This window comes from Pseudoalteromonas sp. ECSMB14103 (assembly GCF_000813065.1).
GTDB classification, from domain to species: Bacteria; Pseudomonadota; Gammaproteobacteria; order Enterobacterales; family Alteromonadaceae; genus Pseudoalteromonas; species Pseudoalteromonas marina.
In genome coordinates, this window is the sequence record NZ_JWGY01000003.1 from 197,520 (window position 1) to 223,622 (window position 26,103).

Sequence of the window (26,103 nt, forward strand, 5' to 3'; positions counted from 1 at the left end):
TCAAATTATTTTAAAAAAACTGATTTTTGGCAAATAAAGCATTAAACGGTAAAAATTAAACATAAAAAAAGCCAGTTCAAAGTGAGCTGGCTTGATCATTACTAAATAAGTAACTAAATGGGGGGGAATCAACATGAAAACTTGTGTTAACTGCAATTAATCAACAAGCATAATAGTAGACGCCGTGCGTTCAAATAAGTTCAAAAAAAATCAAATTAATTTAAATAACTTTAGCCCCGACTAATAACCAACTAAACACTAAAAACAGGCATAAAAAAAGCCAGTTCAAAATGAACTGGCTTAATCATTACTAAAAATTAGTAACTAAATAGGGAATCAACATGAAAACTTGTGTTAACTGCAATTAATCAACAAGCATAATAGTAGACGCCCTGCAGTTAAATAAGTTCAAAAAAGATCGCACTAATTTTAAAATAAATTAATTTTTTATAAGTGACAGCATTTGTTGCTCATCGAACTGTGTAAAACTCATTGATTTATCGGTAAATAATGCATCAACAAGTGCTTGTTTGTCTTCTTGCATTTTAAATACTTTTTGTTCAATCGAATGACTCATAATCAACTTATAAACAAAAACTGGGTTTGTTTGTCCAATACGATAGGCACGATCAGTGGCTTGTTTTTCTACTGCGGGGTTCCACCATGGATCGAAATGAATAACCGTATCGGCTTGCGTTAAATTAAGCCCTGTGCCGCCTGCTTTTAAGCTAATTAAAAAAACAGACGTTTTGCCACTGGTAAACTCATCAATGACTTTATCACGATGGCGAGTTTGGCCTGTTAATAAACTAAAGTTAATGTCCAATTCAGTTAATTGCTTAGCAATTAAATCTAACGCTGATGTAAATTGGCTAAATATAATTACTTTACGCCCCAAACTTAGCATTAAAGGAAGGTGAGTAGATAACCATTCTAATTTGGCAGACCCGGCTTGTGTATCGGGTTCAATGAGCTTTGGATGACAACAAATTTGTCTTAGCTTAAGCAAAGCCTCTAAGAAGGCAAGTTTACTTTTTTGAACGCCTTGCTCAGCAAATAGATCAATAAGCTTTTCTTCGAGGGCACGTGTTATCCCTTGATACATTTCTTTTTGTTTGGGCTCAAACTCAAACTCTTTAGTTATTTCTGTTTTTTGCGGCAGTTCTTGCGCCACTTGTGCTTTTGTTCGGCGCAGTATGAACGGCATTATGAGTGCTTTTAATTGCTCTGCACGCTGCATGTCGGCCTCACGCTCAATAGGCGTTTGAAAATGTTGTTTAAAATGAGCCTGAGAGCCTAAAAGAGAGGGCATAGCAAAGTCGAGTAAAGACTTGAGTTCAAGCAAGTTGTTTTCGATTGGGGTACCGCTTAAGCACAATTTGAAATCAGCATTAAGTCGTTTTACCAATCGAGATACTTGCGCCGTGTCATTTTTAATATATTGCGCTTCGTCTAGCACTATATTTTCAAAAAAAAGCGGTGAATAATAAGCTATATCACGTTTCAACAAAGGGTATGTAGTCAGTATGCACTGTGCTTGCGCTAGGTGTTGCAGTGGCTCGTTACGATTAGACCCAAATATGGTGGTTACCTTTAATCCTTTGGTAAATTTAAGTATTTCGTTTTGCCAGTTACTCACTAAACTGGTTGGACACACGATTAGTGTAGGACCTGCCTGCGGACGATTGTACGTACTCGTTAAAAACGCAATGACCTGCAGTGTTTTACCCAACCCCATATCGTCAGCTAAAATGCCACCAAGTTTGTGGCGTTTTAAAAAACTAAGCCAATCAACACCTTGCTGTTGATACTCTCTAAGTTCGACAGACTCATTTAAACCATGCAGCGATACGCTCGGCATTGTTTTATGTGTACTGTTAAGCTCCTCAAGATAGAGCTCGAGTGAGTCGTCGTGCAGCTCAACATTAATTGCAGTGTGTTTTACAAGTTCTGGCAAGTACGAAAGGGGTATATTAAATTCGTCACGTGTTTTTATAAACTCAAAACGTTGCTTAAAATCAGACAAAACGTTCATGGCTGACTTATTAATAACACCAAATTGGCGGCCAACAGGGTAGTAATGAAATAACTGACTTTGTCGATTTAACGATTGATAAAGTGAATCTTCGTTGCTAAAAAGTTGTGAAAGCTTGCTGCTGTTAATAAGCACTTTACAGTGCATTTGATGCCCTGCAGCTCTATTCGCAATCAATATAACTTCACTTTGCGGATTGGCGATATCCATCTTACCAATAGTTACTTTCCAACCATGCTCTTTAAAGCTCGGAAATACCTCGTAAGTTAACCAGTGCAAATGAATTGCTGATTGCTTATTAAAAGTAAACTCACTTTGTAAACCCCCTTTACAAAACTCAAAACCTAAATTAACAAGCTCATTGGTTACTGTGTTTTCAAACGCGCTGTTAATTAAATTATTTGGCGCTGTACCTGCGGGGTAATGTTTATTTTTATACTTAAATGATAAAGATAGCCTTAAACCAGCCTCTTCCATAGACACTTTAATTACTGCATTACTTGCTGTATGCGGTAAAACAGATTGCGTATTGGTAGGATGGGGAATAACACCCGCACCAAAGTTATCTGCAAGCTGTTTATAAATACGGTCGAAATTAGGGCTGTGTATTGCAGGCATGGTTTGTAAGTGGGCTATTTCATCGCCACTTAACGGTGTGCGTATACGGCCAACTTTTAAGTGGTCAAGGTCTAGGTATGTAGGAGGTGTAGTTTTGAGTACCGCCCAATTTTTACTTTGTTCTAAATTAACGACTAATTTTGTAAGCTCTTTTTCTTGTTGCCAATTAAAACTAAGCGCCTGGCCACTTTGAGGCTTTATTGCAGTTCGAGAACGATGCAAAAATAAGCGCTCGGTTGCAATCAACTGCTGTAACGCACTAAATCCCCATTGACCTTTTAACTCGAGACTACCAACTGCATTTTGTGAACGAATCCAACTATAAAGTCTAAAGTCGCTTTCAAGTAAATCATTTGGCGTTATAAAGCTATTTAATTGCTGGTCTGTTAGATTGCGCCCTAAGTTATAATTTTGGTCTTTATCGAAATTAGCTATTTTAGGAGATATAAATACTTTTTTATTTTCAACACTTAACACAAAAAGTAGTACTTGAGACGGTGTTGTTGATTCGGTACTTTTGAGTGTACTTAATTCACTGAACCAATCATTTATGAAATAGTCTTCGCCATACTCACCGGAGTGCTCAATTTTAAGCTTTAACAAAATGGCTGCTAGGTGTAGGCATTTTGATTTGATATTACACGTACAGTGGGTATCAACAGAATAACCCGTTGGTAATTTACTGATCTCGATTCGCTGATTATAAGAGGCGCCGGTATCACTTTGAACGGTTGAGTCTATCACCGAAAAGTCACTGTTATGTTCTAACCAGGCGATTTTACCATTTTTATAATACGCTTTACCCTTTGCCAACACATTTGGCTTAAACAGTTTATTTATAAAACGCTCAGAAAGAGGAAACTGGGTAGCCTGCTCATTTTTAATTTCTTCAAAAATAGCCAGTAAATCATTTTTTGATAAGTTAGCAGACATGTCACTCAAAGGATTAATTTTTTAAAATAATTTTCCCAGTATATGCCTTATAAGCGCTGAGCTAAAGCACTATTCACTGTAATGTAAACTGGTTGGAGTTGATAGGTTAGTAAAAATTCGGTTTATGATGTTAAACAGCAGCGTAATAAAAAAACAAACAGTAACCCACAAATAACAAACAAAATATAAACACCTTACACACAGCGTAGGGGCTTTACAGATCATAATTTTACTAAGAGATAAGATAACTACATAAGAAGGACCAGGAAATGGGTAGTAGTTAGTAAAAAAATGATCTCATTAAGGCTATTTAAGTAAAACAGCTATAACAACACTAATATAGATCAAATTTTTACTAACTAGACAGACTGCAAGATCATAGTTTAACTAACTGATAGAACCTAGCAGATTGTTATTTTACTAACTAATTAAATGCACTTAATAACTTGGTCAACTGCTCTAAACGTTTGTCGGTCATTACTTTATTATTAATTTTAATCGACACATCGCCACTTTTTAAGTTTCGTTGCAACATTACATACTCGTTTTCCAACACAGCTTCTTTCTTTGAAGGTGCTTGAGGTTCTGCAGTCAATAACTTAGTGATAGCCATAGCACGCTTGTCGTCACTTGTGATGGCGCTTACCTCAGTATTACTAGCAACATCAGCTACTAACTGGTTAAAGCTCTCAGCATCGCGCTCCTTGGCAATAACAAGCTTTTTAGCGACTTCTCTACCAACGTGATTTGCTGTTGGATACAAAGCAATAACAGAAGACGGTATTTGCTCATACGCTTTTATTGCATCTGCAATTGCTGTGTGGGATACACCTTCAATGGCTGCAATTTCGCGATACGATCCTTTTTTACCTTTTTCAAGAAGTTCGTTTTTGGTTTGTTGATAAGCTTGACCTAATTCCCACAAGCTGGGTGCTATATATTGGTCAGACGAAACAGCTAAAATTTTAGCATCTTGCTCTGTGAAATCGCTTGAACTTAAAACAAGATAATCTGCATTACCTAAAATACACGCCATTCTGCGGCGGGAACCAGCGAGTACTAAACTTGTATCTCCTTGCTCCCAAAGCAGAGCAGGATGCTGATTTCGTCCGTCTTCACGAATAGCAGGAAGAATATCCGACACCGATTTTTCATTTAAAAGCGACTGAACACGACGGTTTTTGCCATAAACATGAGTCGTTTTTTCAATATCAGCATGTGAGATTACTTTACAAACAAGGGTAATTTGTCGCGAAGAATCACTCGGTGCTGGCATTTTAATTACATCGCCAGCATTAGCTTGTTCTAAAAGCGCATCAAGGCTGCTATTTCCTACAGCTGTTGCAAATGGGTCTAAGCGGGTGTCGTTTTTACGTTTTTTAGCCATTATTATTTAACATCCTTACTTAGGTGTATTTAATTTTGATTGAGTAGATTGCCAGTTAGATCGGATCAGCATTTCAAGTTCGTCAACAACGTCTTTAATATTTTCTTGAGCACGCATAAGAGACTCGCGACTTGCTAAACTGTCTGATGCTTTTTGATCAAAAATGGTATTGAACGATGATGAACTCGCCGTGATCGCTGAGCTGTGGTTAATTGGGTAACTCATTACTTGGCGACCAAAAGCACTACGTACATCTTTAACAATGTCACGTTGTGAATGGTTACCTTTTACGTAATTAGTAACTAAAAACTGCATAAAGTCCCAACCTTCATGGCCAAGTGCGGCAACAGTATGATAAATCTCACCTAAACGTTTTAAATATTTATTATTAGCATCAAAATCAACAGCTTCTGGATGAACAGGAATTAACATAGCTGTAGATGCCATTAATGCATTATAAAACATAAAGTTAAGGGTAGGGGCAGTGTCGATTAGTAATATGTCGAACTCGTCTTTTACCGGATCAATTACCTTTTCGAGTAATTTGTGATAATGACGTGTTTCTTCATAATTTGATGTGTCTTTGAGTAAAGTTGCGGTTTCGTGTTCAAAGTAAAAGTCATCCATACCTGAAGGTAAAACACGAATATTAGGAATATGTGTTGGTAAAAATGAACTTGAAACAAATTCTGGCCAGGTTTCACCGTCGTCTAAGTCGATACAATCGCGCATTAGATCCCCAACAGTAATGGGATCGTGTTCACTCGATGGGAAAAAACTCGATGAAGAACCTTGAGGGTCTAAATCTATAATCCCAATTCGGTATCGCTTAATATTAGTGGTGGCAAGTGCCGCTGCAATATTAACCATACTGGTTGTTTTGCCACAGCCCCCTTTGAGTGAATTAATAACAATAACTTGTAGTTTATCACTATCAGAACGGTGATCTGGCTTTATGTCCATAATATCTGCCATTGCAAATATATTAACCAATGTGTAAGCATAATGGCCGTTAGCGCCCCGTTTGATATTCAAATCGTCAAAGTCGCCATTATCATGACGACGTTTTAGTGTACGATTGTTACATCCTAATAAATCAGCGGCTGCTTTTTGGGTGTATGTTCTTAATTCTTTTTCTTCTGATTTAAGATGAGCGCGATAATGTTGAATACGTCCTTCTAATGACTTTTCAGCAACTTCGGCAGTTGCTTTTAAAAGTCGATAGGTATCAAGCGCATTATTGTTAATTGACATACTTTCCTTCCTCAAAGTTAAGTAATTAGTATAATGTCCATTCAAATACCTGTAAACAACTATTTATGACGACATGTGTTTTAAAAAGAAGACATCATAATATAAATTTACACCTTTAATATTGCTTAGTATAAATAAAGAAGTTTAAAGGTGGTTAAATATATAAGGTAATAAAGGGTAAGAGGTTAAAAGTATAGTTTAACTATATGATAAATATAGATAAACTATAAAAAGTTAGATCAGCATTATACGTGGTTAAGATCAGATCTTTAATAACTAACAGATCATCATTTTATTAACTGCTAAATAAATTTTATAGTTATACACAGCTTACCCTTAAGGTTATAAACAAATAGGTCGATTAAGATCATGCTTTTACTAAGTAAATTAGAATGTTATGCACCGTTCAATGTAGAAAAAGAAGTAATCAATTGGTATAGATCTGATCTGTAGTAAGTACAGATCAGATCTATGCTAACTAACTAAGTCCTTATCCACAGGCTAGTATGAAAAAGAGCAAATTTGTCGTGCTTTGCAGTCTAAATTTAGCATAGCAGTGGACAAATTTATAACTGAGTTAGTAAAAATGAGATTTGAAATGCACGTGTTAGTATAATAATGATCTTAAATTAAAGAAAAATGCTAGTACTTAGTATAAAACTGATCTGAGTAGATTAATTAGAGCCAGATCACTTTTATACTAACTTAAACATTTAACATTTTTTGTTTTATGTGTTGTTATTAGCTGTCGCAATAATAAATGGAAATAAGAACAATGAGCCGAAAGGTCAACATCTCGGTAGATAACTTGCCTGATACACTAAGAGGCCAAATTCACGGGGTGGAAAGTGCAATTGATAATGAAAGTTTAGCACTATTTACAGATAACAAAGATGTTCGCATTTCTATCGAGAATGCAGCTCATGGTTTACGTGCCTATTCAAATACATTTAATCATTACGATTTATGGGGACGTTTTGTTCGATCGGGTCATAAAAAACTTCCATTAGAAGAAGCGCCTAAAAAAACAATCATTACACGTAAAATATCAGAAAAAGTAGATGGTATTTTATACGATGGCGAAATAAAAATAACACCCGCCGTTGTTAGTACCCGCAAAGACGGTGAAGATATTGAATACCTAGTATGGCCATCAGACAGAGAAGAAAAAGTAGAACGAGCTCTTATCCGTTTAGCCTCAAAAGGTAAAATAGTAAAAATAAATTTTAAGTCCGGTATTCAATATGCCGTTGTTTTTTCGATGAACGAATTAGCACAAGAACTTAAAGCCGTTGGTCAGTCCATGCCATATCCTGCAATTAAAGAATCACTTGAAGCACTTCAGGGTTCAAAACTTTCATTTAAATACTCTGCAACAGATACTAAAAATTCAGATATAGATGATTCATTCTACGAGTCAAATATGAATTTTTTATCGTCTTTGCATTTTAGTGGGAAAAAAGGTCAGGGCGGTAATGTTAAATGTGTTGCCTGTTTAAATGCTTTCGTTCATAACATGATCGATAACTTAGAATATAAGGGTTATTATTTTAACAGTGCACAAGAACTAAAGCGTGGTTTATCACGTTGGATGATGCTGCGTTTGTATCACTTATGGCGCTACGCGGCACCAGGTAAAACATATCATTTTAGATTACTTTCTATTATGGAAAAATATGGTTCGATATATTCAACCGACAACATAACAGAAAACAAATTAAAAGCATTACGTCGTGATATGACAACTACCATGAAAGACCTTATAGAAAAGGGTGCCATTTCAGAATACAGCATTACCAATGTTAAAGACGATAAGACCGGTAATATTATAGATTACACCTATGAAATGCATCCGTCAGATCAGTTTTGTGATGAAATACTTACATTGAATAAGCATAACAAACGTATAGAAATTCAAGGCGGTAAACGCATAGTTGAAAATGCCGTTTTAATAGATGAAGATAAGATAGAAGAAATAGTCGAAAAATAGTTTTTTATTTATCTTTGCTATACAAATACTAAAAGGCCACTAAATGTGGCCTTTTTAACATAATTAATTTGTTACTTGTTCAAGGTAAAGCCTATCAACCAGGAAATCATAATCCCGTTTTCGAGGATGACTATCTGGCTTTTCGTAATCTGGTAAAGTTCCTATTTTAACATCGGGCTCTGGGTTTATTAATATAAATGGTAATGCAGCACTAACGTGGTAACGATTTTGTGCCGTGTATCTGATATTTACTTGAGGACTAACTCGAGTAGGGCGTCTTATTCTTAGTTTTTCCTTTTCACCTAAGCTAGCAATCCTCATTTGTTCTTGAGCGACTAGAGATTGCCACTTTTGCTGATCGATCATTCTTGGATTTGTATAACCTGCAGATTTACTCAACATTTCAAGAGCCATCTTTTTAGTGAGGGTTTTAGTTGCATGTTTGTGCATCCATGTAAATCTAACAGAAAAAGGTGATTCACTCTCACTGTGTATTTTTCTATATGCAGCTAAAGTAATTAAATTTGGTACTGCATTATGAACAGCTTCAAAACGAGCGTCGTTGTTATCAATACTTAGAATACATTCCTTAAATGCTGCTTTAGCTTTATTAACCTGATTAATCCTATCATTGAGTGCCTGTTTATTAGCATTTTTTATAACTAACAAACCAGGGTGCCTTTTAAGTACTCGGCTACTTAACCCTGACTTTGTATACATATCAGTAAATGAATTAAGAATAGCTCGTAGAGCATTATCTCCCGTTAGTTTTGAAACGGGTATACTTTGCGGGACATTATTTTCTTCACTAGTAAGAACCTCAGGTAATTTATAGTATTCAGCTTTTGAGTATTCACATTGTTTGAGTTCATCAATTAACAATGAGGTAAGCTCACTCATTAAATCAAACTGACTTCTTATTTTTATTTTAGAGACCATCACACACCAAGAACACATCTTACTTTAATTAGAAATAATACTAACTCTTTGCTTTGATAGCTAGACCTTAATAAATTATCTTGCGCTGAGATTAACATTTACTATAAATTAAGTATGATGTGTTCTTTGCTGTTTAACATATAAGCTATTCTTTATATTAGATATTATTAATGTTATGGGTGGGCCGCTTAAACTTGGTTATGCTTCGGTAGCATATATAAATATAAATACAATCCTCATGATTATAATTTTTAAAATTTATCTGTAAAGTTTAGAATACAATCGATATGAATTTAGTATGATGTGTTCCTTCTTATTCTGTATATAATATCTGGTATTAAGCTTAGTGTTCTCGAACTCTTTGAAATTAACATTTACAGGTGTAATTAATTGATAATAAATGGTTTTAATAATATTTTGATTAAGCTAATTTATGAAATATACACATATGGAAAGTTGTTAATTGGTGTTTATAACTAGCCCATAACAAAATAATTAGTAAATAGTGAATTTAGTACTTGAACAGAGGTACGTGCATACGTTAATTTCATTACATCAGGTAAAGTAGGAATGAGGAAAGAATATGCAATCGTGGAACCCAAATAGCTGGAGAGAGCTGCCAATTCTGCAGCAGCCACAATACCCAGATCAAGACGTGTTAAAATCTGTTGAAGGCCAATTAAAAACTGCCCCCCCATTAGTTTTTGCAGAAGAAACTCGTAGTTTATTTAAGCAACTTGAAGATGTATGTGAAGGCCGTGCATTTTTACTTCAAGGTGGAGACTGTGCAGAATCGTTTAGTGATTTTAATGCAGCAAACATTCGCGACACATTTAAAACAATTTTACAAATGGCTGTAGTTTTAACCTACGGCGGTAAATGCCCTGTTGTAAAAATTGCCCGTATGGCTGGACAGTATGCAAAACCACGTTCTGCTGATTTAGAAACTATTGACGGTGTTTCACTTCCATCATACCGTGGCGACATAATTAACAACATAGACTTCACAGCTGAAGCCCGCATACCCGATCCGCAACGTTTAATGACGGCTTACCACCATAGTGCAGCTACATTAAACTTACTACGTGCATTTGCACAAGGTGGCCTTGCAGATTTACACCAGGTCAATCGCTGGAACATGGGGTTTGTAGCAGCCAATCCTCAAAAGCAAAAGTACCAACAGCTTGCTGATAAAATTCAAGACGCACTAGAGTTTATGAAAGTGTGCGGTATTAATTCTACTATAGCACCAAGCCTTAAAGAGACAGATCTCTACACATCTCACGAAGCATTATTACTGGGCTATGAAGAGGCACTAACACGACGCGATCACTTATCAGGCGACTGGTATGACTGTTCAGCGCATTTTGTTTGGATCGGTGAGCGCACACGTCAATTAGACCACGCACACATTGAGTTTTTTAAAGGAATTAAAAACCCAATTGGTGTAAAAGTAGGTCCTGGTATGGACCCAGATGAATTAATCCGCCTAATTGATGCATTAAATCCTGACAATATTCCAGGACGATTAACCTTAATTACACGCATGGGGGCAGATGTACTGCCAGAGAAACTACCAGCACTCGTACGTAAAGTACAACAAGAAGGGCGTAAGGTAATTTGGAGTTCAGACCCAATGCATGGTAATACTGAAAAAGCGACCTCTGGGTACAAAACGCGTAATTTCGACAATATAATGCGCGAAATCAGCCAGTTTTTCTCTGTTCACAAAGCTGAAGGTTCGTATGCAGGTGGCGTTCATCTAGAAATGACAGGTCAGCATGTTACAGAGTGTACCGGCGGAGCATATGGTCTATCAGACGACGATTTAGCACAACGCTACAAAACACAGTGTGACCCACGTCTTAATGCAGACCAAGTATTAGAGCTAGGGTTTTTAGTAGCTGACTTATTAAAAGACGCACGTAAATAAAGACTCTTACATATAAAAAAAGCCGCTTAACAGCGGCTTATTTGTGGCGTAAATATTTAACTAAGTTAGTACTTACGACGCTCTAAATCCGTATCCATTAATATTTTTGCAGAAATTTCTTCAACAGAATGATGGGTTGAATTGAAGTAGGCAATTTTATGACGCTTGTAAAGCATTTCAACCTCACGTACTTCAATACGACACTGCCTTATAGATGCATATTTAGAGTTGGCCATTCGACGGTGCCTAATTGCAGCAAGTCTCTCTGGGTCAATAGTTAAACCAAACAATTTATGTTTATAAGGTACTAAACATTTAGGCAAGCCTTCGCTTTCTAAATCTTCTTCGGTAATAGGGTAGTTTGCTGCTTTAATGCCATATTGCAACGCTAAATATAAGCTCGTTGGGGTTTTACCACTTCGGCTCACACCTATTAAAATAATATCAGCCTCAGAAAAGTTTTTGATATTGCCGCCGTCGTCATTCATTAAAGCATAATTCACCGCGTCTATTCTAAAGTCATAACTTTTCTCGTGTATAGAGTGTGTACGATGCATTTTTGGTACAGGCGCCACCTGTAATTCTTTTTCAATTTTTTCGCTATACGTGGTCAAAAAATCATATGGGATAGCATCCGCTGACTTTATGATTTCGCTCAAACTATGATTAACAAATGTAAAAAACACAAAGGGCTTTTCACCCGTTTTTGCAGCTGTTGCATTTATTAACGCTTTAATTTCGTGTGCTTTTTCTTCTGTTTCTACGAAAGGAATAGTTTTGTGATTAAAATCGATTGGAAACAAAGATAACGTTGCATGCCCAAACACTTCTGATGTAATTGCTGTTCCATCAGATATATAAAATGCAGTTCTCATAATTAACCTTTTTGTTACTTTTAATCCCTAAAATGGGTTACTCACGGTTTACGCGAGGACTGTTGCCAGTGTAGAATGAAGGTGGCCTTTATAAAAGGTTTTCTTTCTTAACTCTCACAGTTTCAACTACAATTTGTTTTTTGGAGAAAGACCCGTGCAAGAATACGTTCTCTGGTATCAAGAGCTTGGTATGCAAGATGTTCCTCGAGTTGGCGGCAAAAATGCCTCTCTTGGTGAAATGATCTCTAACCTAGCTAACGCTGGTGTACAAGTACCGGGTGGTTTCGCAACAACCGCCGATGCTTTTAATGAGTTTTTAGACCAATCAGGACTCAATGCCAAAATTCATGACATCTTAGATACTCTCGATGTTGATGATGTAAATACACTCGCCAAAGTAGGTGCCGATATCCGCCAATGGATAATCGATACACCATTCCAACCAAATTTAGACCAAGCCATTCGCGATGCATACAGCCAACTTCATGGTGATACATCAGCTGATGTGTCATTTGCTGTACGTTCATCAGCAACCGCAGAGGATATGCCAGACGCATCTTTTGCAGGCCAACAAGAAACATTTTTAAATGTTGTTGGTATCGATTCGGTTATGGTTGCTATAAAGCATGTATTTGCATCTTTGTTTAACGACCGCGCAATTTCTTATCGTGTTCACCAAGGTTATGATCATCGTGGTGTTGCATTATCTGCAGGCATACAGCGTATGGTACGCTCTGATAAATCAGCATCTGGCGTTATGTTCAGTATCGACACTGAATCTGGCTTTGAAGATGTTGTATTTGTAACCTCAAGCTACGGTTTAGGTGAAATGGTTGTACAGGGTGCTGTTAACCCAGACGAATTTTATGTACATAAACCAACATTACTGAAAGATAAGCCATCAGTAGTGCGTCGTAATATTGGCTCTAAAGCCATTCAAATGATTTATTCAAACGACAAAGCACATGGTAAACAAGTAGAAATAGTTGACGTAAACCCTGAACTTTCTAACAAATTTTCGATTACAGATGAAGAAGTACAAGACCTTGCCAAGCAAGCTGTAATCATTGAAAAACATTACGGTCGTCCAATGGACATCGAATGGGCAAAAGACGGCAACGACGGCAAACTATATATAGTACAAGCTCGTCCAGAAACTGTGCGTTCAAACGAAGATACAAATGTAATGGAGCGTTTTCAGTTAAACGGTTCAAGTAACGTTGTTGTAGAAGGTCGTGCAATTGGTCATAAAATTGGTAACGGTGTTGTACGTGTTCTTGACTCGATTGATGAAATGGATCAAGTGCAAGTTGGTGACATTTTAGTCACCGACATGACCGACCCAGACTGGGAACCTATCATGAAGCGTGCAGCAGCGATTGTTACAAATCGTGGTGGCCGCACATGTCACGCAGCAATCATTGCTCGTGAACTAGGTATCCCTGCAGTTGTAGGATGTGGCAATGCAACCGACCTAATCAAAGCTGGTCAAGAAGTCACTGTATCATGTGCCGAAGGCGATACTGGTTTCATTTACGAAGGTATTTTAGACTTTGAAGTGCTTACTTCACGTGTTGACGAAATGCCAAACCTACCAATGAAAGTAATGATGAACGTGGGTAACCCGGACCGCGCATTCGACTTTGCACGTTTGCCACACTCAGGTGTTGGCCTTGCACGTGTTGAATTCATCATCAACCGTATGATTGGCGTGCATCCAAAAGCATTATTAAATTTCGACGCACAAACAGATGCCCTTAAAGAAGAAATAACCGACATGATTGCTGGTTACGATTCACCAGTAGAGTTTTATATTTCAAAACTTGTTGAAGGTATTTCTACGCTAGGTTGTGCGTTTGCTCCCGAGCGAGTAATTGTTCGTATGTCTGATTTTAAATCTAACGAATACGCTAACTTAGTGGGCGGCCAACAATACGAACCTGAAGAAGAAAACCCAATGATCGGTTTTCGTGGTGCAGCGCGTTATATATCTGAAGACTTCCGCGACTGTTTTGCACTAGAGTGTGAAGCAATCAAGCGTGTACGCAATACTATGGACATGACTAACATTGAGATCATGATTCCATTCGTACGTACACTTGAAGAAGGTAAACGTGTAATTGAATTACTAGAAGAGCATGGCCTAAAACGTGGCGAAAATGGTCTTAAAGTAATTATGATGTGTGAGCTGCCATCAAATGCATTACTTGCCGAAGAGTTTTTAGAGCACTTTGACGGTTTTTCAATTGGATCTAACGATTTAACACAGTTAACACTAGGTTTAGACCGAGATTCTGGTTTAATTGCTCATTTGTTTGACGAGCGTGACCCTGCAATTAAAAAGCTTCTTTCTATGGCAATTCAAACAGCCAAAGCAAAAGGAAAATATGTAGGTATTTGTGGACAAGGTCCTTCAGATCACGAAGACTTTGCTGCATGGTTAGTTGACCAAGGTATAGACTCTGTATCATTAAACCCAGATACAGTAATCGAAACTTGGTTATACTTAGCTAAAAAATTAGCTAAGTAACCTGTTAAAGCTATGTAAAAGCCAGCATATATTGCTGGCTTTTTTGTTAGTCAATTTATTTTAACTGCGTGCTAATTTTTTATCTAAATACTGACACGATTTAGTCAGTGCTTTTTGGCAAAGGGTCAAATAATAACGCGCTTTTGGGTAATAAAACGAATAACACAATAAACCAGCCATAAAAAATATAAGTGATGGACCAGGTACAACCGCAAATATTAATCCTAATAAAATAAATAACGCACCCATGATCTGTAATACAATTTTTTTCATATAAATGACCTCTCATGTAGTTAACTTGATTATAATTACAGCAGCGCTTAAATCGACTAAAAGAGTGTTACAAACTGTAAATTCTTCAATTTCTATTAGCAATCAGCATGATATAATTAACCAAATGTCTAAAAGTATGCCGTTATGATCGCAACAATTACTCAGCAAGATGCCGCGTCAGACCTTGTCGCAAATTACCTAAATACATTACAAAAGCAAGGCTTTACCGGTGATACCGATGCAAGTTATGCAACACGTATTACCGCTTCAACCGATAACAGTATTTACCAGCAATTGCCTCAAGGTGTCATTTTTCCCAAAAACGAAAAAGACATTCAACTTGCTTTGCAAACTGCATCACGGGACCCTTTTTTATCATTAACATTTGGACCGCGCGGTGGTGGAACAGGCACTAATGGTCAGTCTTTAACACCAGGTATCGTTGTTGATTTATCACGCTACATGCGTGAAATTCTCGAAATTAATGTCGAAGAAGGGTGGGTTCGGGTTCAAACTGGCGTAATAAAAGATCAGCTAAATGACTTTTTAAGACCTTATGGATTTTTCTTTTCTCCCGACTTATCTACCAGTAATCGTGCAACTATAGGCGGTATGATCAGCACCGATGCTTCAGGGCAAGGTTCACTTGTTTACGGTAAAACAAGTGATCATGTTTTAGGCCTTACAACCTATTTAGTAGACGGTACACCAATGAGTACCGCTCCAATAAACGTCGAAAAAGCAAAAATAATTGCAGAGCAAGACACGCTAGTTGGCACAATATATAAAACTGTACTTAATATAGCCATTGATGAACGTGATGCTATTTTAAATAAGTTTCCTCGGTTAAATCGTTTTTTAACCGGCTATGACTTAGAACACATCCTAAGTGATGACTTACTTACTTTTGATATGAGCCGTTTAATAACAGGTTCAGAAGGCTCACTAGGTATTGTCACCGAGGCAAAATTAAACCTTACACCGATTGCCGAATTTAAAACACTTATAAATATTAAATACGATAGCTTTGATTCAGCACTTCGACACTCTCCATTTTTAGTTGATGCCCGTGCAACTTCAGTTGAAACTGTCGATAGTAAAGTATTAAACCTAGCCCGCGAAGATATCATTTGGCATTCAGTATCGGACTTAATAACCGATGTACCAAATAAAAATATGCAAGGGCTCAACATGGTTGAGTTTAATGCAGTATCACCCGACGATATAAAAGACAAAGTAAACACACTTTGTACATTGTTAGATGAATGTGTAGCCAATCAAACCAATGGTGTAATAGGCTACCAGCTAACAAACGATAAAAGTGACATTTTAAAAATTTACGCAATGCGTAAAAAGTCAGTTGGTTTACTTGGAAACGTAAAAGGCAGCCAAAAGCCATTGGCCTTTGCAGAAGATACCGCCGTACCGCCTGAAAATTTAGCCGATTATATAGTTGAGTTTAGAGCCTTACTCGACAGTCATAATTTACAATATGGTATGTTTGGTCATGTTGATGCCGGTGTTTTACATGTAAGACCCGCACTGGATATGTGCGATCCTGAACAAGAAAAACTTTTACGTACCATTTCAGATGAAGTGGTTAAACTCACAGCTAAGTACGGCGGTTTAATGTGGGGCGAACATGGTAAAGGCTACCGAAGTGAATATGGGCCTGAGTTTTTTGGCGAACATTTATTTACCCAACTTCGTATAATCAAAACAGCGTTCGACCCATATAACCGAATAAACCCTGGTAAAATATGCACACCTATCGATAGTGAAGACTCACTAGTTAGTGTTGATGGGCAAAAACGATCGTGGTTCGACAAACAAATTTCCATCGACGTTAAAACGAGTTTTAATAACGCCATGACCTGTAATGGAAATGGTATTTGTTTTAATTATGATGAAAACTCGCCAATGTGTCCGTCGTATAAAGTAACCGGCGATCGCCGTAACTCACCAAAAGGGCGAGCCAGTTTAATGCGTGAATGGCTTCGCCTTCAAGAATCTAAAAACATAGATCTGCTTGGTGTAGAAAAAGAATTAAATAAAGGTGAAGTAATTACCTGGTGGGAAAGGTTTGTACATAGCCGCGAAAAAAAGAAAGGCCTTTACGATTTTTCACACGAAGTAAAAGCATCTATGGATGAATGTTTAGCCTGTAAAGCATGTACAACTGCTTGCCCTATTAAAGTTGATGTACCTACTTTTCGTGCTCGCTTTTTAAATTATTATCACAGTTACTATGCGCGCCCACTCAAAGACTACTTAGTGGGTAATATTGAAGGTAGCGCGCCACTTATGGCTAAATTCGGTAAGATAATAAATCCAATTGTTAAAACAAAATTTGTTAGCAGCATAATTAAAAACACGGTGGGTTATGTTGATACACCACAACTGAGCATTCCGTCATTAGCAAAACGAATAAACAAAACACAGCAGTTTAATTTTGAATTTTTAAATAGGTTAACTGCCGAACAACAAAGTGAATACGTTTTAATAGTTCAAGACCCGTTCACCAGCTTTTATGAAGCCGAACTAGTTGAAAGTTTTATAACCTTAATTTCTCAACTTGGTAAAAAACCAATGTTGTTACCCTTTAAACCCAATGGTAAACCGCAACATGTAAAAGGTTTTTTGCACGAATTTAAAGTAACTGCAAAAAATGCCGCAGAATTTTTAAATCAACTAAACGATATTAATGCGCCACTAGTGGGATTAGATGCGTCTTTGGTTATGTGTTATCGCGATGAATACAACACAATTTTAGAAAATAACCGCGGCGATTTTAACGTACAACTTGCTCACGAATGGTTAGAAACGCAATCTTTTAAAGGGCTAACTGCAAATAATAATAATGAAACTGAATTTACATTATTAAGTCACTGCACAGAAACTACATCTTTGCCAAAAGCAGCTAATGTTTGGAAATCTATATTTGCTGATATCGGACTAACTTTAAATACAACTAATACCGGTTGCTGTGGTATGGCGGGTACTTACGGACATGAAGCACAAAATCAAGATAACTCACGCGCACTTTACGAAATGAGTTGGAAACCCATAGTTGAAAAAACTAAATCAGAGCAACTTTTGTCAACTGGGTTTTCGTGTCGTAGCCAAGTAAAACGCTATGAAAAATTTAAGCCTAAACATCCTATCGAATTACTTGCCCATGTACTAAGTTAAAATTTTTTAAATATATTTAAAAGGCGTAACTTTAATTTAGTTACGCCTTTTTTATTTTACTTTGCACTTTTAAAACTATCAGCAATCGGTTTTGTACTAATACCATGAATAAATACACTAAACAAAATTGTAGTCATGGCAATGCTCGCAATCTGAAATTTATTTTCTATTTGCTCATCAATCACCATTAGCGTAAATACAATTGAGGCCAATCCTCTTGGCCCAAACCATGCAAAAGTAAAACGCTCTTTTAAATTTAAAGATGTAAAAAGTAGTGACAACATTACAGGTATAATTCTTATCAATGTAGTACTTAATAATGCATACGTTACTATTTCAAAATTTAATTTTGGCAAGACTAAATAAGCACACGCATAACCGAATAAACACCAAATCATCAGAGACGTAAAGTCAGCAATATGTTCTGAATCTTCTATTAATTCAGTACGCACTGTTTTAGTTGAAAACTTATCAAACAATAAACCCGCTACAAACACAGCAATAAAACCACTGCCATGCAAATATTGGGTGACAGAAAATACCGCCATTGCAAAACCTAATAACAAAAATGGGCTAGTGTTTTGAGCAAAGTAATGCCGCTTCATTGCAAAATTTAAACTCGGAATAAAAATCGAAATACTCGTTATAGCAACAAGTAATGCAATACCTAACTCTCTTGAAAATACACTCACTACATGAGAGGTTGTAATTGCCGACTCAGGATTTTTTGCCAATAAAATAAATATTAAAAATACGGGTACACATAATCCATCATTTAATCCGCTTTCGGTATTGATACCTTCACGAATTTTTTCGGGCACTTCACTGCTTGATAGTAATCCTTTGCTAAGTGCTGCATCTGTTGGCGTTAAAATAATAGCAATTAATGCCGCTTGAATTAACGAAAGCTCAGCAAACAAAAATAAACCAACTGCTATTCCCAGTAATAATGTTAAGGGGAGGGCAACAAATAATAATAAGCCAGGATATTGAAAACTATGCCTTAATACACTTAGTTTAGATTTAGCCGCATCCGAAAATAAAAATATACTCAAAGTTAATTCTATAAACGGCAGTAATAAATCAACGCCCGCTTTTAACTCACCACCATTATTAGGCACTAAATTGGCTAATGTAATACCGCCAATAACAAAAAACATTGGACCAGTTACTTCTGTTTTTTCTAGTTGGCGAAGCGTCAATGAATAAATTAAAAACAAAGCGCCTATAAACGCTATCACTAAGTAGGTCATTAAATTTTCCTTTTAGCTCCGGATTTTGCTCGCTCTTTAATATTTGTTTGAATATAAATTTGATCGGTGGTCGCAATTTTTGCATGTCCTAAATCTTCAGATAAATGCTTAAGTGGCCGCGTTTGCGCGTCGTGTGTTGCTCCCGTATGACGCAGCCAATGGGCAGTTGCTGCACCTAATTGTTCAGCATCATCTTTAAAACCATCATCCAACAATGATTGTTGTGCATAATCAAAACTTTGTTGAACTAATCGCCTAATTTGCCTAACAGTCATACCACCTTGGCCTCTAATTTTATGAACCAGTGGCTCGGCTTCATCAACGCGGGGAAGGGCGGGTAACCCTCTGTATAATCTATAACGTTTTAAATATTCAACAAAATCATCACTTAACGTAACATCTCGTAGCTTGTTACCTTTTCCCATTATTCGTAAAAACCAAAAGCCGTCGTTATCTTGCCAAAAGTGAGACATAACCGGTGACCACTGAGGTCGCTCCGATAATTCAGAAATTCTTAAATATAATCCCTTTAAACACGCTAGGGTAAATAAGTTTCGTTCTAAATCTGGGTTTTTTTCACATAAATCGCGAGTTACTCCAAACACATACTCCCATTGTATATCGCTTAATGTGTCTGGGATCTGAATTTGAGATTGCACAACTAAATACGGGCTATTTTTTTTCACTACTGGTACAAAGTTAGCAAACGTTTTTTCTTCAAGTAATGAAAATTTATAAAATACATTAAGCGCTGTAAACATAGCCGACAATGTTTGTTGGCTAGCTGTAGATTCTTTAAGCATAAAAGGGCGCCAGTTTTTATTTAATCGGCGAATGCCTTGCTCGTCTTTGTAACGCCACTGAACAGAAGTCGATGCCCACTTTTTATCGGGTTCAACCATAAAATCAACATAGGCTTCAATGTCTTCACGTTTTAATTCGAATACTGACTTTTCGGCAATTAACCACGACCATAAATAAAACCGTTCAAGTTCGTTTCTAAATCGACTGTATGTTGCTTCTGATTTTCGGCCATAGACATATAAAAATTGATATAAAAATTTAAGATCCGATTCTGATTCAGTTACAGTCAAGGCAACTTGCTGTATAAAGGTTGCAAGTTCTGGGTATTCCGAATTAAGAGTACCGTCATCAAGATGAGCTATTTGATATCTTAATTGTTTTAACGTATCGACCAACGCAACAAGCATAGTATATAAATATTCAATTAAATAAGTTAGTTACAGAATAACCTTTAAGTCCGATACTGTCCAGTATTGGACATAGTAAATAACTGTTTATTTTAGACTATGCTTAAATGGCCATGCCAAACCTTATTAAGGAAAAGTTATGAAACAAGTTAGTATATTATTTTTACTTACACTCTCGTTAATACTCACAGGTTGTGCGACTACCGGTAGTGCATCTCCTAGTGAAAAACGTTCTTTAGTACAAAGTATGAAAAGTAACACACTTAGTAAACTTTATACTAAAAAGCCAGATGTTAAAACGCAAATAGCAAACTCTGCTGGTTATGCTGTTTTTGATAACGCGAATGTTAACGTTATTCTTGCTAGTTTTGGTGGTGGTTATGGCGTAGTAAAAAATAACCTAACAGGTAAATCTACTTACATGAACATGGGTGAAGCTGGTTTAGGGTTAGGTTTAGGTGTTAAAGATTTTAATGTAGTTATGGTTTTTCATACCCAAGCAGCAGTAAATAGATCTATTGAACACGGTTGGGCATTTGGTGGGAACGCAGATGCTGCAGCAAAATACGAAGATAAAGGTGGAGCATTGGTGGCCGAAGCCATTGCAGACCAAGTTACTGTATATTCTGTAACCGAAAATGGGCTTGCTCTACAAGCTGTTCTAAAAGGGACTAAGTTTTGGGTAGATTCTGAGCTAAATTAATCGTTAATAACTCTCCTAAAAGCGGGCTGATTTGTATAATCACGCTCGCTTTATTATTAATACCATAATTTAACATAACGTAATTTATGGGTTGTCAGTTGTCAGTTGTCAGTTGTCAGTTGTCAGTTGTCAGTAACATGAAAAATTAGAACCGTTTAAAATCAAACTTAGCCGTATCTAAATCTTTATCAAAAGCTTCAGCCAATTTTTCAGTTTCACTAAACACAGTATTCCAATATTTAATACGCGAGTCGGCATCGAGATCGGTAAAGTCGTTTCTGTCTGGAATTTTTCCGTAAGGTAAACCGGCTACAAATTCTTTTGATGGGGTGATCATCACCACGTTGTCGTAATTTTGTGGTGCTACTTTGCGTTTTAAGTTTTTATCAAACCACCCTGCTTTTGGGTCGCTATTAAAATGCGGATACAAAATTAAGCCAGGGTTATTAATTTTTAAATCAAAGTGGTAGTCGATTATTCCGCCATCGCGATACATGCCTTGTGGCGAGCCTGCAATATTTTTTATACCTTGCATAACAAGCGGTATAGAGCCGGATGCAAGTAAGGCATCTTTTAAATTTGTTTGGTTAAGTGCTATGTTTTGTGTTTTAAAATTATAACTGTCGGTTATTGATAAATTACTATTTGGTGCACCAAAAATAAAACGCTCGTATTGCGAGCCTAATAATTTTCGGTTTACGCGGTTGAGCATATAACTTTTTGATAAACCTAAAAGCTGAATTAATTTATTTTCGCTGGCAATAAAGCCATTAGATTTAGCGACTATAAAATGTGCTTTAAATACGGGGTTATTTATTATTTCGGTAACGCCGTTATCGCCAAATACATCTTCAAGTAATGCGCGGGCTTTAATTGTAATTTCGGCTGGTGTTGGTTTATTGCTTGAATAACGCGTTTGCGAATACGATGTTGCTAAACGCTCAATGGCGGCAACCTGGTCGTTTTGTGCAAAACAGGCTGAACGAAAAGCCCCTGCAGATGAGCCAATTAAATTAATCGGTTGGGTTCGGTTTTTAAAAAATTCACCAAAAATATATTTGTCTAATCCAAATAAAGTAAACCATTTAGGCCCACCACTTGCGCCTAAAAATGAAGTAAATAGCTCAGGCTTAAAGCCTTGCTCGTTTATTATTTTTGCTGCGTTCTTCCCTGCGACAATGTCGATCATATCTGTACTTTTACCTTTTATATATGTATTTTATACTCTTTAACGCACTACAAACGTGAATAGTTATGCAAAACTAAAAAGCGGTTTTATGCTGCCATAAAACCGCTATTTGTAGTTAAAGTTAGCTAAAATACATAAGTTAATCCCAAATGCCGTCTTCGCATTTTCCCTGAACTTTTACATCTTTTACTTTAAATTCGGGTTCTATACCTTTGTCTCTTTGCGTGTGGTAATCCTGCGTTACAGACAAAATAGTAGGCGTTAAAAGTATGATAGCGATTACGTTAACGACTGTCATTAACCCTAACGCAATATCGGCTAAATCCCATACTTCTTTTAATGTGGCTGATGCGCCCCACAACATCATTGATAAATATAGTAAGGTGTAAATACCACGCCCTACTTTGTTATCAAGCTTAAATAGATGTAAGTTACTTTCAGCGTAGGCGTAGTTAGCTACCACCGAAGTAAAGGCAAATAACGTAATGGCTGCAGCTACAAAGTACACGCCACCTTGCGCCAAATGCGCGGTCATAGCGCTTTGTGTTAAACGTATGCCTTCCATTTCGCCGCTTATGTCTATATCGGCTAATAAAATAACAACGGCTGTACAGCTACAAAGTACGATTGTATCGAAAAACACACCAAGCATTTGTATGTAGCCCTGTGTTACAGGGTGATTAGGAATAGGGCTTGCACTTGCACTGGCATGCGGAACACTCCCTGCGCCGGCTTCGTTAGAATATAAACCACGTTGAATACCATTTTTAATGGCAGCCCCCATCGCGCCTGCGCCCGCTTCTTGTAATCCAAAGGCTGACAAAAATATATCTTTGAGCATGGCCGGTACTTGAGTAAAGTTTATAACGGTAATAATAACGGCGGCTAATACAAAAATAATGCCCATAATGGGCACAACGCGCTCGGCAAAACGGGCAATGGCTTTAAAGCCGCCTAATATAATTGAGCCTGCAAGGACTGTAATAACAATACCGGAGTAAAACGTGGGTACTTCAAATGCGTAGTTTAAGGCATCAGTAATCGTATTGGTTTGCATTGCGCTAAAAGTAAACCCGTACCCTAAAAATAAGCACGCGGCAAATACAATTGCAAAGGCACGGCTTCCCAGTCCTTGTTGAATATAATACGCAGGGCCACCTCTAAATTCGCCGTTACTATCGCGAATTTTATACACTTGGCCTAATATACTTTCTGCAAATCCGGTTGCCATGCCCAATATAGCAATGACCCACATCCAAAATATTGCACCACTGCCACCAAGCGATATAGCGACTGCAACACCGGCTAAATTACCCGTACCTACCCGAGCACAAAGCCCTGTACACAATGCCTGAAATGATGAAATATCGTTTTTATTACATTTACTGCTGCCTTTTAATAGGCTAAACATATGCTTAAATTTAACTATTTGAATTGCTTTTAAACGCACAGAAAACCATACGCCGGTGAAAAGTAAAATATAAATGAGTACCTGACCTTCTCCCCACAAAAGGTTATTCACACTTTTTACTACCGTATCGAACATTGCAGATTCCTTATTATATTTTATAGTTATGCGCTTTAACATAGGCATTTTAAAATGTACTGGCAACGCTTAATATTTTATACGTAATAAAGGCAACCATGTTGCCTTTAGCTTTTGTTATTTGCTTTGTAAATGTACCCCTGCAATCATACATCTTACTGAACCACCAGCAGATTCAATGGTAGGTATGGGCAAAGGGACCAGTTTAGCCGTTTTTTGTATTGCAATTATTTGCTCGGCTGTTAGCGCATCATAAGCGGTTTGTGACAGCGCTAAAATTCGGCCATTTTTACCGTGTAATTCAATGGCATTGCCGCAAAATTTATTTATTTGCTCAACCGACAAATCAATTACTTCGTGATGGCTTTGTAAAAAATGCCCTACCAGCTCACTGCGTTGGTCTTCAGGCACCATATTTAAGCCAATCATTACAAACTTGCTAGCCACACACATTAGTACATTAGTGTGATACACCGCTATACCTTGCTCGTCAGTTGCGTTAAACACAACCGGCTTAAACGAAAGTAAATTACACACCGTATTAACGACCGACCTTGTTGTGCGTTTAGATTCTACCGCGTAGGCAAGTTTATATTGGTGATCGAGCACCAGTGATCCGGTACCTTCCAAAAATGAATTTTCTTTCGCTAAATGCGCATAATCAGTCACTACCGCCACTTTATAGTGATCGGTTAAAAAATCAATTATATCTTTACGATATTCTAATCTTCTGTTTTCAACAAACATTGGGTAAATAATTAATTGCCCATTTTGATGGGTAGAAAACCAGTTGTTTGGAAAAACAGAGTCGGGTGTGTGTGTTTGCTCATCTTCAAATAAATGAACGGTTACACCTTCGCTTTGTAGTAACTCAACCGCGTGGGTCACCTCTTTAAATGCTTGCTCGCTTTCATTTTTTACTTCACATTCGCTTTGAAATGCATTGTCGAGCATGGTTTGTGGATTAGAAGTAAAGTGATGCGGACGAACCATAACAACCGCGCTCGGTGCTTGTTGTGTTAGGCTCATGCTGCATTCTCTTTATCTTTATGCGGTATTTCAAGAACTGAAAATAAATTGCGCGGGTCGCCCTGCTGAGTGATCAGGTCAAGTATTTTGTATTCTCCTGACTTAATAAGCTGCTCGCGAATATACACTAACGCGCTAAAGTCTTCGCTTGCAAAGCCTACACCGTCAAAAATAGTAAGCTCTTTCTCGCTTGTACGACCAAGGTGCTGTTTATTAATTACTTTATGAAATTCGGTTACAGCAAAACACCTGCTCATTTGTTGAATTTCGCCCTCTACTCTAGTTTGTGGTTCGTACTCTACAAATACATTAGCACGCTCCAACAACGCTGAATCAAGCTCAGTTTTTCCAGGACAATCGCCACCAATCGCATTAATATGAACACCTTGTGGGATCATATCGTTTGTTAAAATGGTTGCGTTGGTTTTATCGGCCGTGCATGTGGTAATTATGTGCGCGCCCTTTATTGCTTCCTCTACACTTTCACAGATAGTCACGGTTAAGCCTTTATTGTTTAAGTTATTAAATGCTTTTTGAGAAGCTGCTTCGTCTATATCGTATAAACGAATGTGCGTAATACCTAATACCGCTTTAAATGCTAAAGCCTGAAACTCTGACTGAGCCCCATTGCCTATCAGAGTTAAGGTTGTTGAGTTTTTTGGTGCTAAATAAGTAGCCACCAGCGCTGATGTTGCAGCAGTGCGTAGTGCGGTTAATAAGCACATTTCGCTAATCATTACCGGGTAGCCGCTATCAACATCTGACAAAATACCAAATGCCGCAACCGTTTGAAGTTCCTTAAACGTGTTTTTTGGATGGCCATTGACATATTTACAGCTAAACATTTTTCCATCACTTACCGGCATAAGCTCTATTACACCATCCGGAGAGTGAGCTGCATAACGCGGCGATTTATCAAACTCATGCCACCGAGCAAAATCGTGTTTTAACGTTTTAGTTAGGCTAACTAATACGTTTTCTATTCCTATTGTATTTATTAGCTTAGCCATAGCTTGAACACTTACAAATGGAACGCCTTGTTTTGGCTCTGCTATAAAATGACTCATGACTACCTCTGTAATAATAATATGAACTAATTCAAATAAGTTTATCGACTACAGATGCCATTTAATATGGCAATACTTTATACAAATAGTAGTAATTTTTATCAATTTGCTATGCATAAATGTAAAATTTTAGTATTTTGTATGAA

General features: G+C 37.2%; 17 protein-coding genes. 5 read left to right on the plus strand and 12 right to left on the minus strand.

What is annotated here, in order from left to right; translation table 11 throughout:
* Window positions 1–439: 439 nt before the first annotated feature.
* The 3 genes from RF53_RS08680 to RF53_RS08690 all read right to left on the minus strand — a co-directional run bounded on the left by RF53_RS08680 (window position 440) and on the right by RF53_RS08690 (window position 6,227).
* Entirely contained in the window at window positions 440–3,586 is a 3,147-nt protein-coding gene (locus RF53_RS08680; protein ID WP_039037339.1) for a DEAD/DEAH box helicase, read from the minus strand.
* 424 nt (window positions 3,587–4,010) lie between these two features.
* Window positions 4,011–4,973: a transcriptional regulator gene (locus RF53_RS08685; RefSeq protein WP_039037340.1), complete on the minus strand. Its 963-nt coding sequence runs from the start codon at window positions 4,971–4,973 to the stop codon at window positions 4,011–4,013.
* A 15-nt stretch (window positions 4,974–4,988) separates the two neighbouring features.
* Window positions 4,989–6,227, minus strand: coding sequence for an AAA family ATPase (locus RF53_RS08690; RefSeq protein ID WP_006793244.1), 1,239 nt, complete (start codon window positions 6,225–6,227; stop codon window positions 4,989–4,991).
* Between the two features lie 775 nt (window positions 6,228–7,002).
* Between RF53_RS08690 and RF53_RS08695 the strand changes: the two genes are divergently transcribed.
* Window positions 7,003–8,217, plus strand: a complete 1,215-nt coding sequence (locus RF53_RS08695) for a hypothetical protein (protein WP_006793243.1) — start codon at window positions 7,003–7,005, stop codon at window positions 8,215–8,217.
* Between the two features lie 63 nt (window positions 8,218–8,280).
* Here RF53_RS08695 and RF53_RS08700 read toward each other — a convergent pair whose 3' ends face one another.
* Complete coding sequence (locus RF53_RS08700; RefSeq protein ID WP_039037341.1) at window positions 8,281–9,156, minus strand: DNA replication terminus site-binding protein; 876 nt, start codon at window positions 9,154–9,156, stop codon at window positions 8,281–8,283.
* A 583-nt stretch (window positions 9,157–9,739) separates the two neighbouring features.
* Between RF53_RS08700 and RF53_RS08705 the strand changes: the two genes are divergently transcribed.
* Window positions 9,740–11,089, plus strand: coding sequence for a class II 3-deoxy-7-phosphoheptulonate synthase (locus RF53_RS08705; protein WP_039037342.1), 1,350 nt, complete (start codon window positions 9,740–9,742; stop codon window positions 11,087–11,089).
* Between the two features lie 65 nt (window positions 11,090–11,154).
* On the opposite strand, the gene ppsR is transcribed toward RF53_RS08705, so the two are convergent.
* Window positions 11,155–11,964 carry a posphoenolpyruvate synthetase regulatory kinase/phosphorylase PpsR gene (gene ppsR, locus RF53_RS08710; protein WP_006793240.1) on the minus strand — a complete coding sequence of 270 codons (810 nt, stop codon included), beginning with the start codon at window positions 11,962–11,964 and terminating at the stop codon, window positions 11,155–11,157.
* A 154-nt stretch (window positions 11,965–12,118) separates the two neighbouring features.
* Here ppsR and ppsA point away from each other — a divergent pair, with 154 nt between their 5' ends.
* Window positions 12,119–14,494 (plus strand): phosphoenolpyruvate synthase, encoded by a 2,376-nt coding sequence (gene ppsA / locus RF53_RS08715; protein ID WP_039037343.1) that lies wholly within the window; start codon window positions 12,119–12,121, stop codon window positions 14,492–14,494.
* A 60-nt stretch (window positions 14,495–14,554) separates the two neighbouring features.
* Here the strand turns inward: ppsA and RF53_RS08720 are convergent, their stop codons facing one another.
* Complete coding sequence (locus RF53_RS08720; RefSeq protein WP_008131796.1) at window positions 14,555–14,767, minus strand: PGPGW domain-containing protein; 213 nt, start codon at window positions 14,765–14,767, stop codon at window positions 14,555–14,557.
* Window positions 14,768–14,911: 144 nt separating this feature from the next.
* Here RF53_RS08720 and ydiJ point away from each other — a divergent pair, with 144 nt between their 5' ends.
* Window positions 14,912–17,959 (plus strand): D-2-hydroxyglutarate dehydrogenase YdiJ, encoded by a 3,048-nt coding sequence (gene ydiJ, locus RF53_RS08725; protein WP_039037344.1) that lies wholly within the window; start codon window positions 14,912–14,914, stop codon window positions 17,957–17,959.
* Window positions 17,960–18,015: 56 nt separating this feature from the next.
* On the opposite strand, the gene RF53_RS08730 is transcribed toward ydiJ, so the two are convergent.
* Together RF53_RS08730 and RF53_RS08735 are read right to left on the minus strand one after the other, a co-directional pair.
* Window positions 18,016–19,212: a cation:proton antiporter gene (locus RF53_RS08730; RefSeq protein ID WP_039037345.1), complete on the minus strand. Its 1,197-nt coding sequence runs from the start codon at window positions 19,210–19,212 to the stop codon at window positions 18,016–18,018.
* Window positions 19,212–20,423 (minus strand): tyrosine-type recombinase/integrase, encoded by a 1,212-nt coding sequence (locus RF53_RS08735; protein WP_039037346.1) that lies wholly within the window; start codon window positions 20,421–20,423, stop codon window positions 19,212–19,214. The genes RF53_RS08730 and RF53_RS08735 overlap by 1 nt, the downstream gene beginning before the upstream one ends.
* Window positions 20,424–20,562: 139 nt before the next feature.
* On the opposite strand from RF53_RS08735, the gene RF53_RS08740 reads away from it, so the two are divergent.
* On the plus strand, window positions 20,563–21,126 hold the full coding sequence (locus RF53_RS08740; protein ID WP_039037347.1) for a YSC84-related protein: 564 nt from the start codon (window positions 20,563–20,565) through the stop codon (window positions 21,124–21,126).
* 145 nt (window positions 21,127–21,271) lie between these two features.
* Here the strand turns inward: RF53_RS08740 and RF53_RS08745 are convergent, their stop codons facing one another.
* The 4 genes from RF53_RS08745 to RF53_RS08760 form a co-directional block, all read right to left on the minus strand.
* Entirely contained in the window at window positions 21,272–22,315 is a 1,044-nt protein-coding gene (locus RF53_RS08745; RefSeq protein ID WP_039037348.1) for a patatin-like phospholipase family protein, read from the minus strand.
* Window positions 22,316–22,454: 139 nt separating this feature from the next.
* Window positions 22,455–23,861, minus strand: coding sequence for an alanine/glycine:cation symporter family protein (locus RF53_RS08750; RefSeq protein WP_008131780.1), 1,407 nt, complete (start codon window positions 23,859–23,861; stop codon window positions 22,455–22,457).
* Window positions 23,862–23,978: 117 nt separating this feature from the next.
* On the minus strand, window positions 23,979–24,890 hold the full coding sequence (ctlX, locus tag RF53_RS08755) for a citrulline utilization hydrolase CtlX (RefSeq protein ID WP_039037349.1): 912 nt from the start codon (window positions 24,888–24,890) through the stop codon (window positions 23,979–23,981).
* A complete protein-coding gene (locus RF53_RS08760) occupies window positions 24,887–25,957 on the minus strand; it encodes an ornithine cyclodeaminase (RefSeq protein WP_039037350.1) in 1,071 nt (356 codons plus the stop codon). Before RF53_RS08760 ends, ctlX begins: the two co-directional genes overlap by 4 nt.
* Window positions 25,958–26,103: the final 146 nt, after the last annotated feature.

Coding starts and splice junctions, on each gene's coding strand:
- RF53_RS08680 (WP_039037339.1), bottom strand. CDS start 3,586: ATGTCTGCTAACTTATCAAAAAATGATTTACTGGCTATTTTTGAAGAA.
- RF53_RS08685 (WP_039037340.1), bottom strand. CDS start 4,973: ATGGCTAAAAAACGTAAAAACGACACCCGCTTAGACCCATTTGCAACA.
- RF53_RS08690 (WP_006793244.1), bottom strand. CDS start 6,227: ATGTCAATTAACAATAATGCGCTTGATACCTATCGACTTTTAAAAGCA.
- RF53_RS08695 (WP_006793243.1), top strand. CDS start 7,003: ATGAGCCGAAAGGTCAACATCTCGGTAGATAACTTGCCTGATACACTA.
- RF53_RS08700 (WP_039037341.1), bottom strand. CDS start 9,156: ATGGTCTCTAAAATAAAAATAAGAAGTCAGTTTGATTTAATGAGTGAG.
- RF53_RS08705 (WP_039037342.1), top strand. CDS start 9,740: ATGCAATCGTGGAACCCAAATAGCTGGAGAGAGCTGCCAATTCTGCAG.
- ppsR (WP_006793240.1), bottom strand. CDS start 11,964: ATGAGAACTGCATTTTATATATCTGATGGAACAGCAATTACATCAGAA.
- RF53_RS08720 (WP_008131796.1), bottom strand. CDS start 14,767: ATGAAAAAAATTGTATTACAGATCATGGGTGCGTTATTTATTTTATTA.
- ydiJ (WP_039037344.1), top strand. CDS start 14,912: ATGATCGCAACAATTACTCAGCAAGATGCCGCGTCAGACCTTGTCGCA.
- RF53_RS08730 (WP_039037345.1), bottom strand. CDS start 19,212: ATGACCTACTTAGTGATAGCGTTTATAGGCGCTTTGTTTTTAATTTAT.
- RF53_RS08735 (WP_039037346.1), bottom strand. CDS start 20,423: ATGCTTGTTGCGTTGGTCGATACGTTAAAACAATTAAGATATCAAATA.
- RF53_RS08740 (WP_039037347.1), top strand. CDS start 20,563: ATGAAACAAGTTAGTATATTATTTTTACTTACACTCTCGTTAATACTC.
- RF53_RS08745 (WP_039037348.1), bottom strand. CDS start 22,315: ATGATCGACATTGTCGCAGGGAAGAACGCAGCAAAAATAATAAACGAG.
- RF53_RS08750 (WP_008131780.1), bottom strand. CDS start 23,861: ATGTTCGATACGGTAGTAAAAAGTGTGAATAACCTTTTGTGGGGAGAA.
- ctlX (WP_039037349.1), bottom strand. CDS start 24,890: ATGAGCCTAACACAACAAGCACCGAGCGCGGTTGTTATGGTTCGTCCG.
- RF53_RS08760 (WP_039037350.1), bottom strand. CDS start 25,957: ATGAGTCATTTTATAGCAGAGCCAAAACAAGGCGTTCCATTTGTAAGT.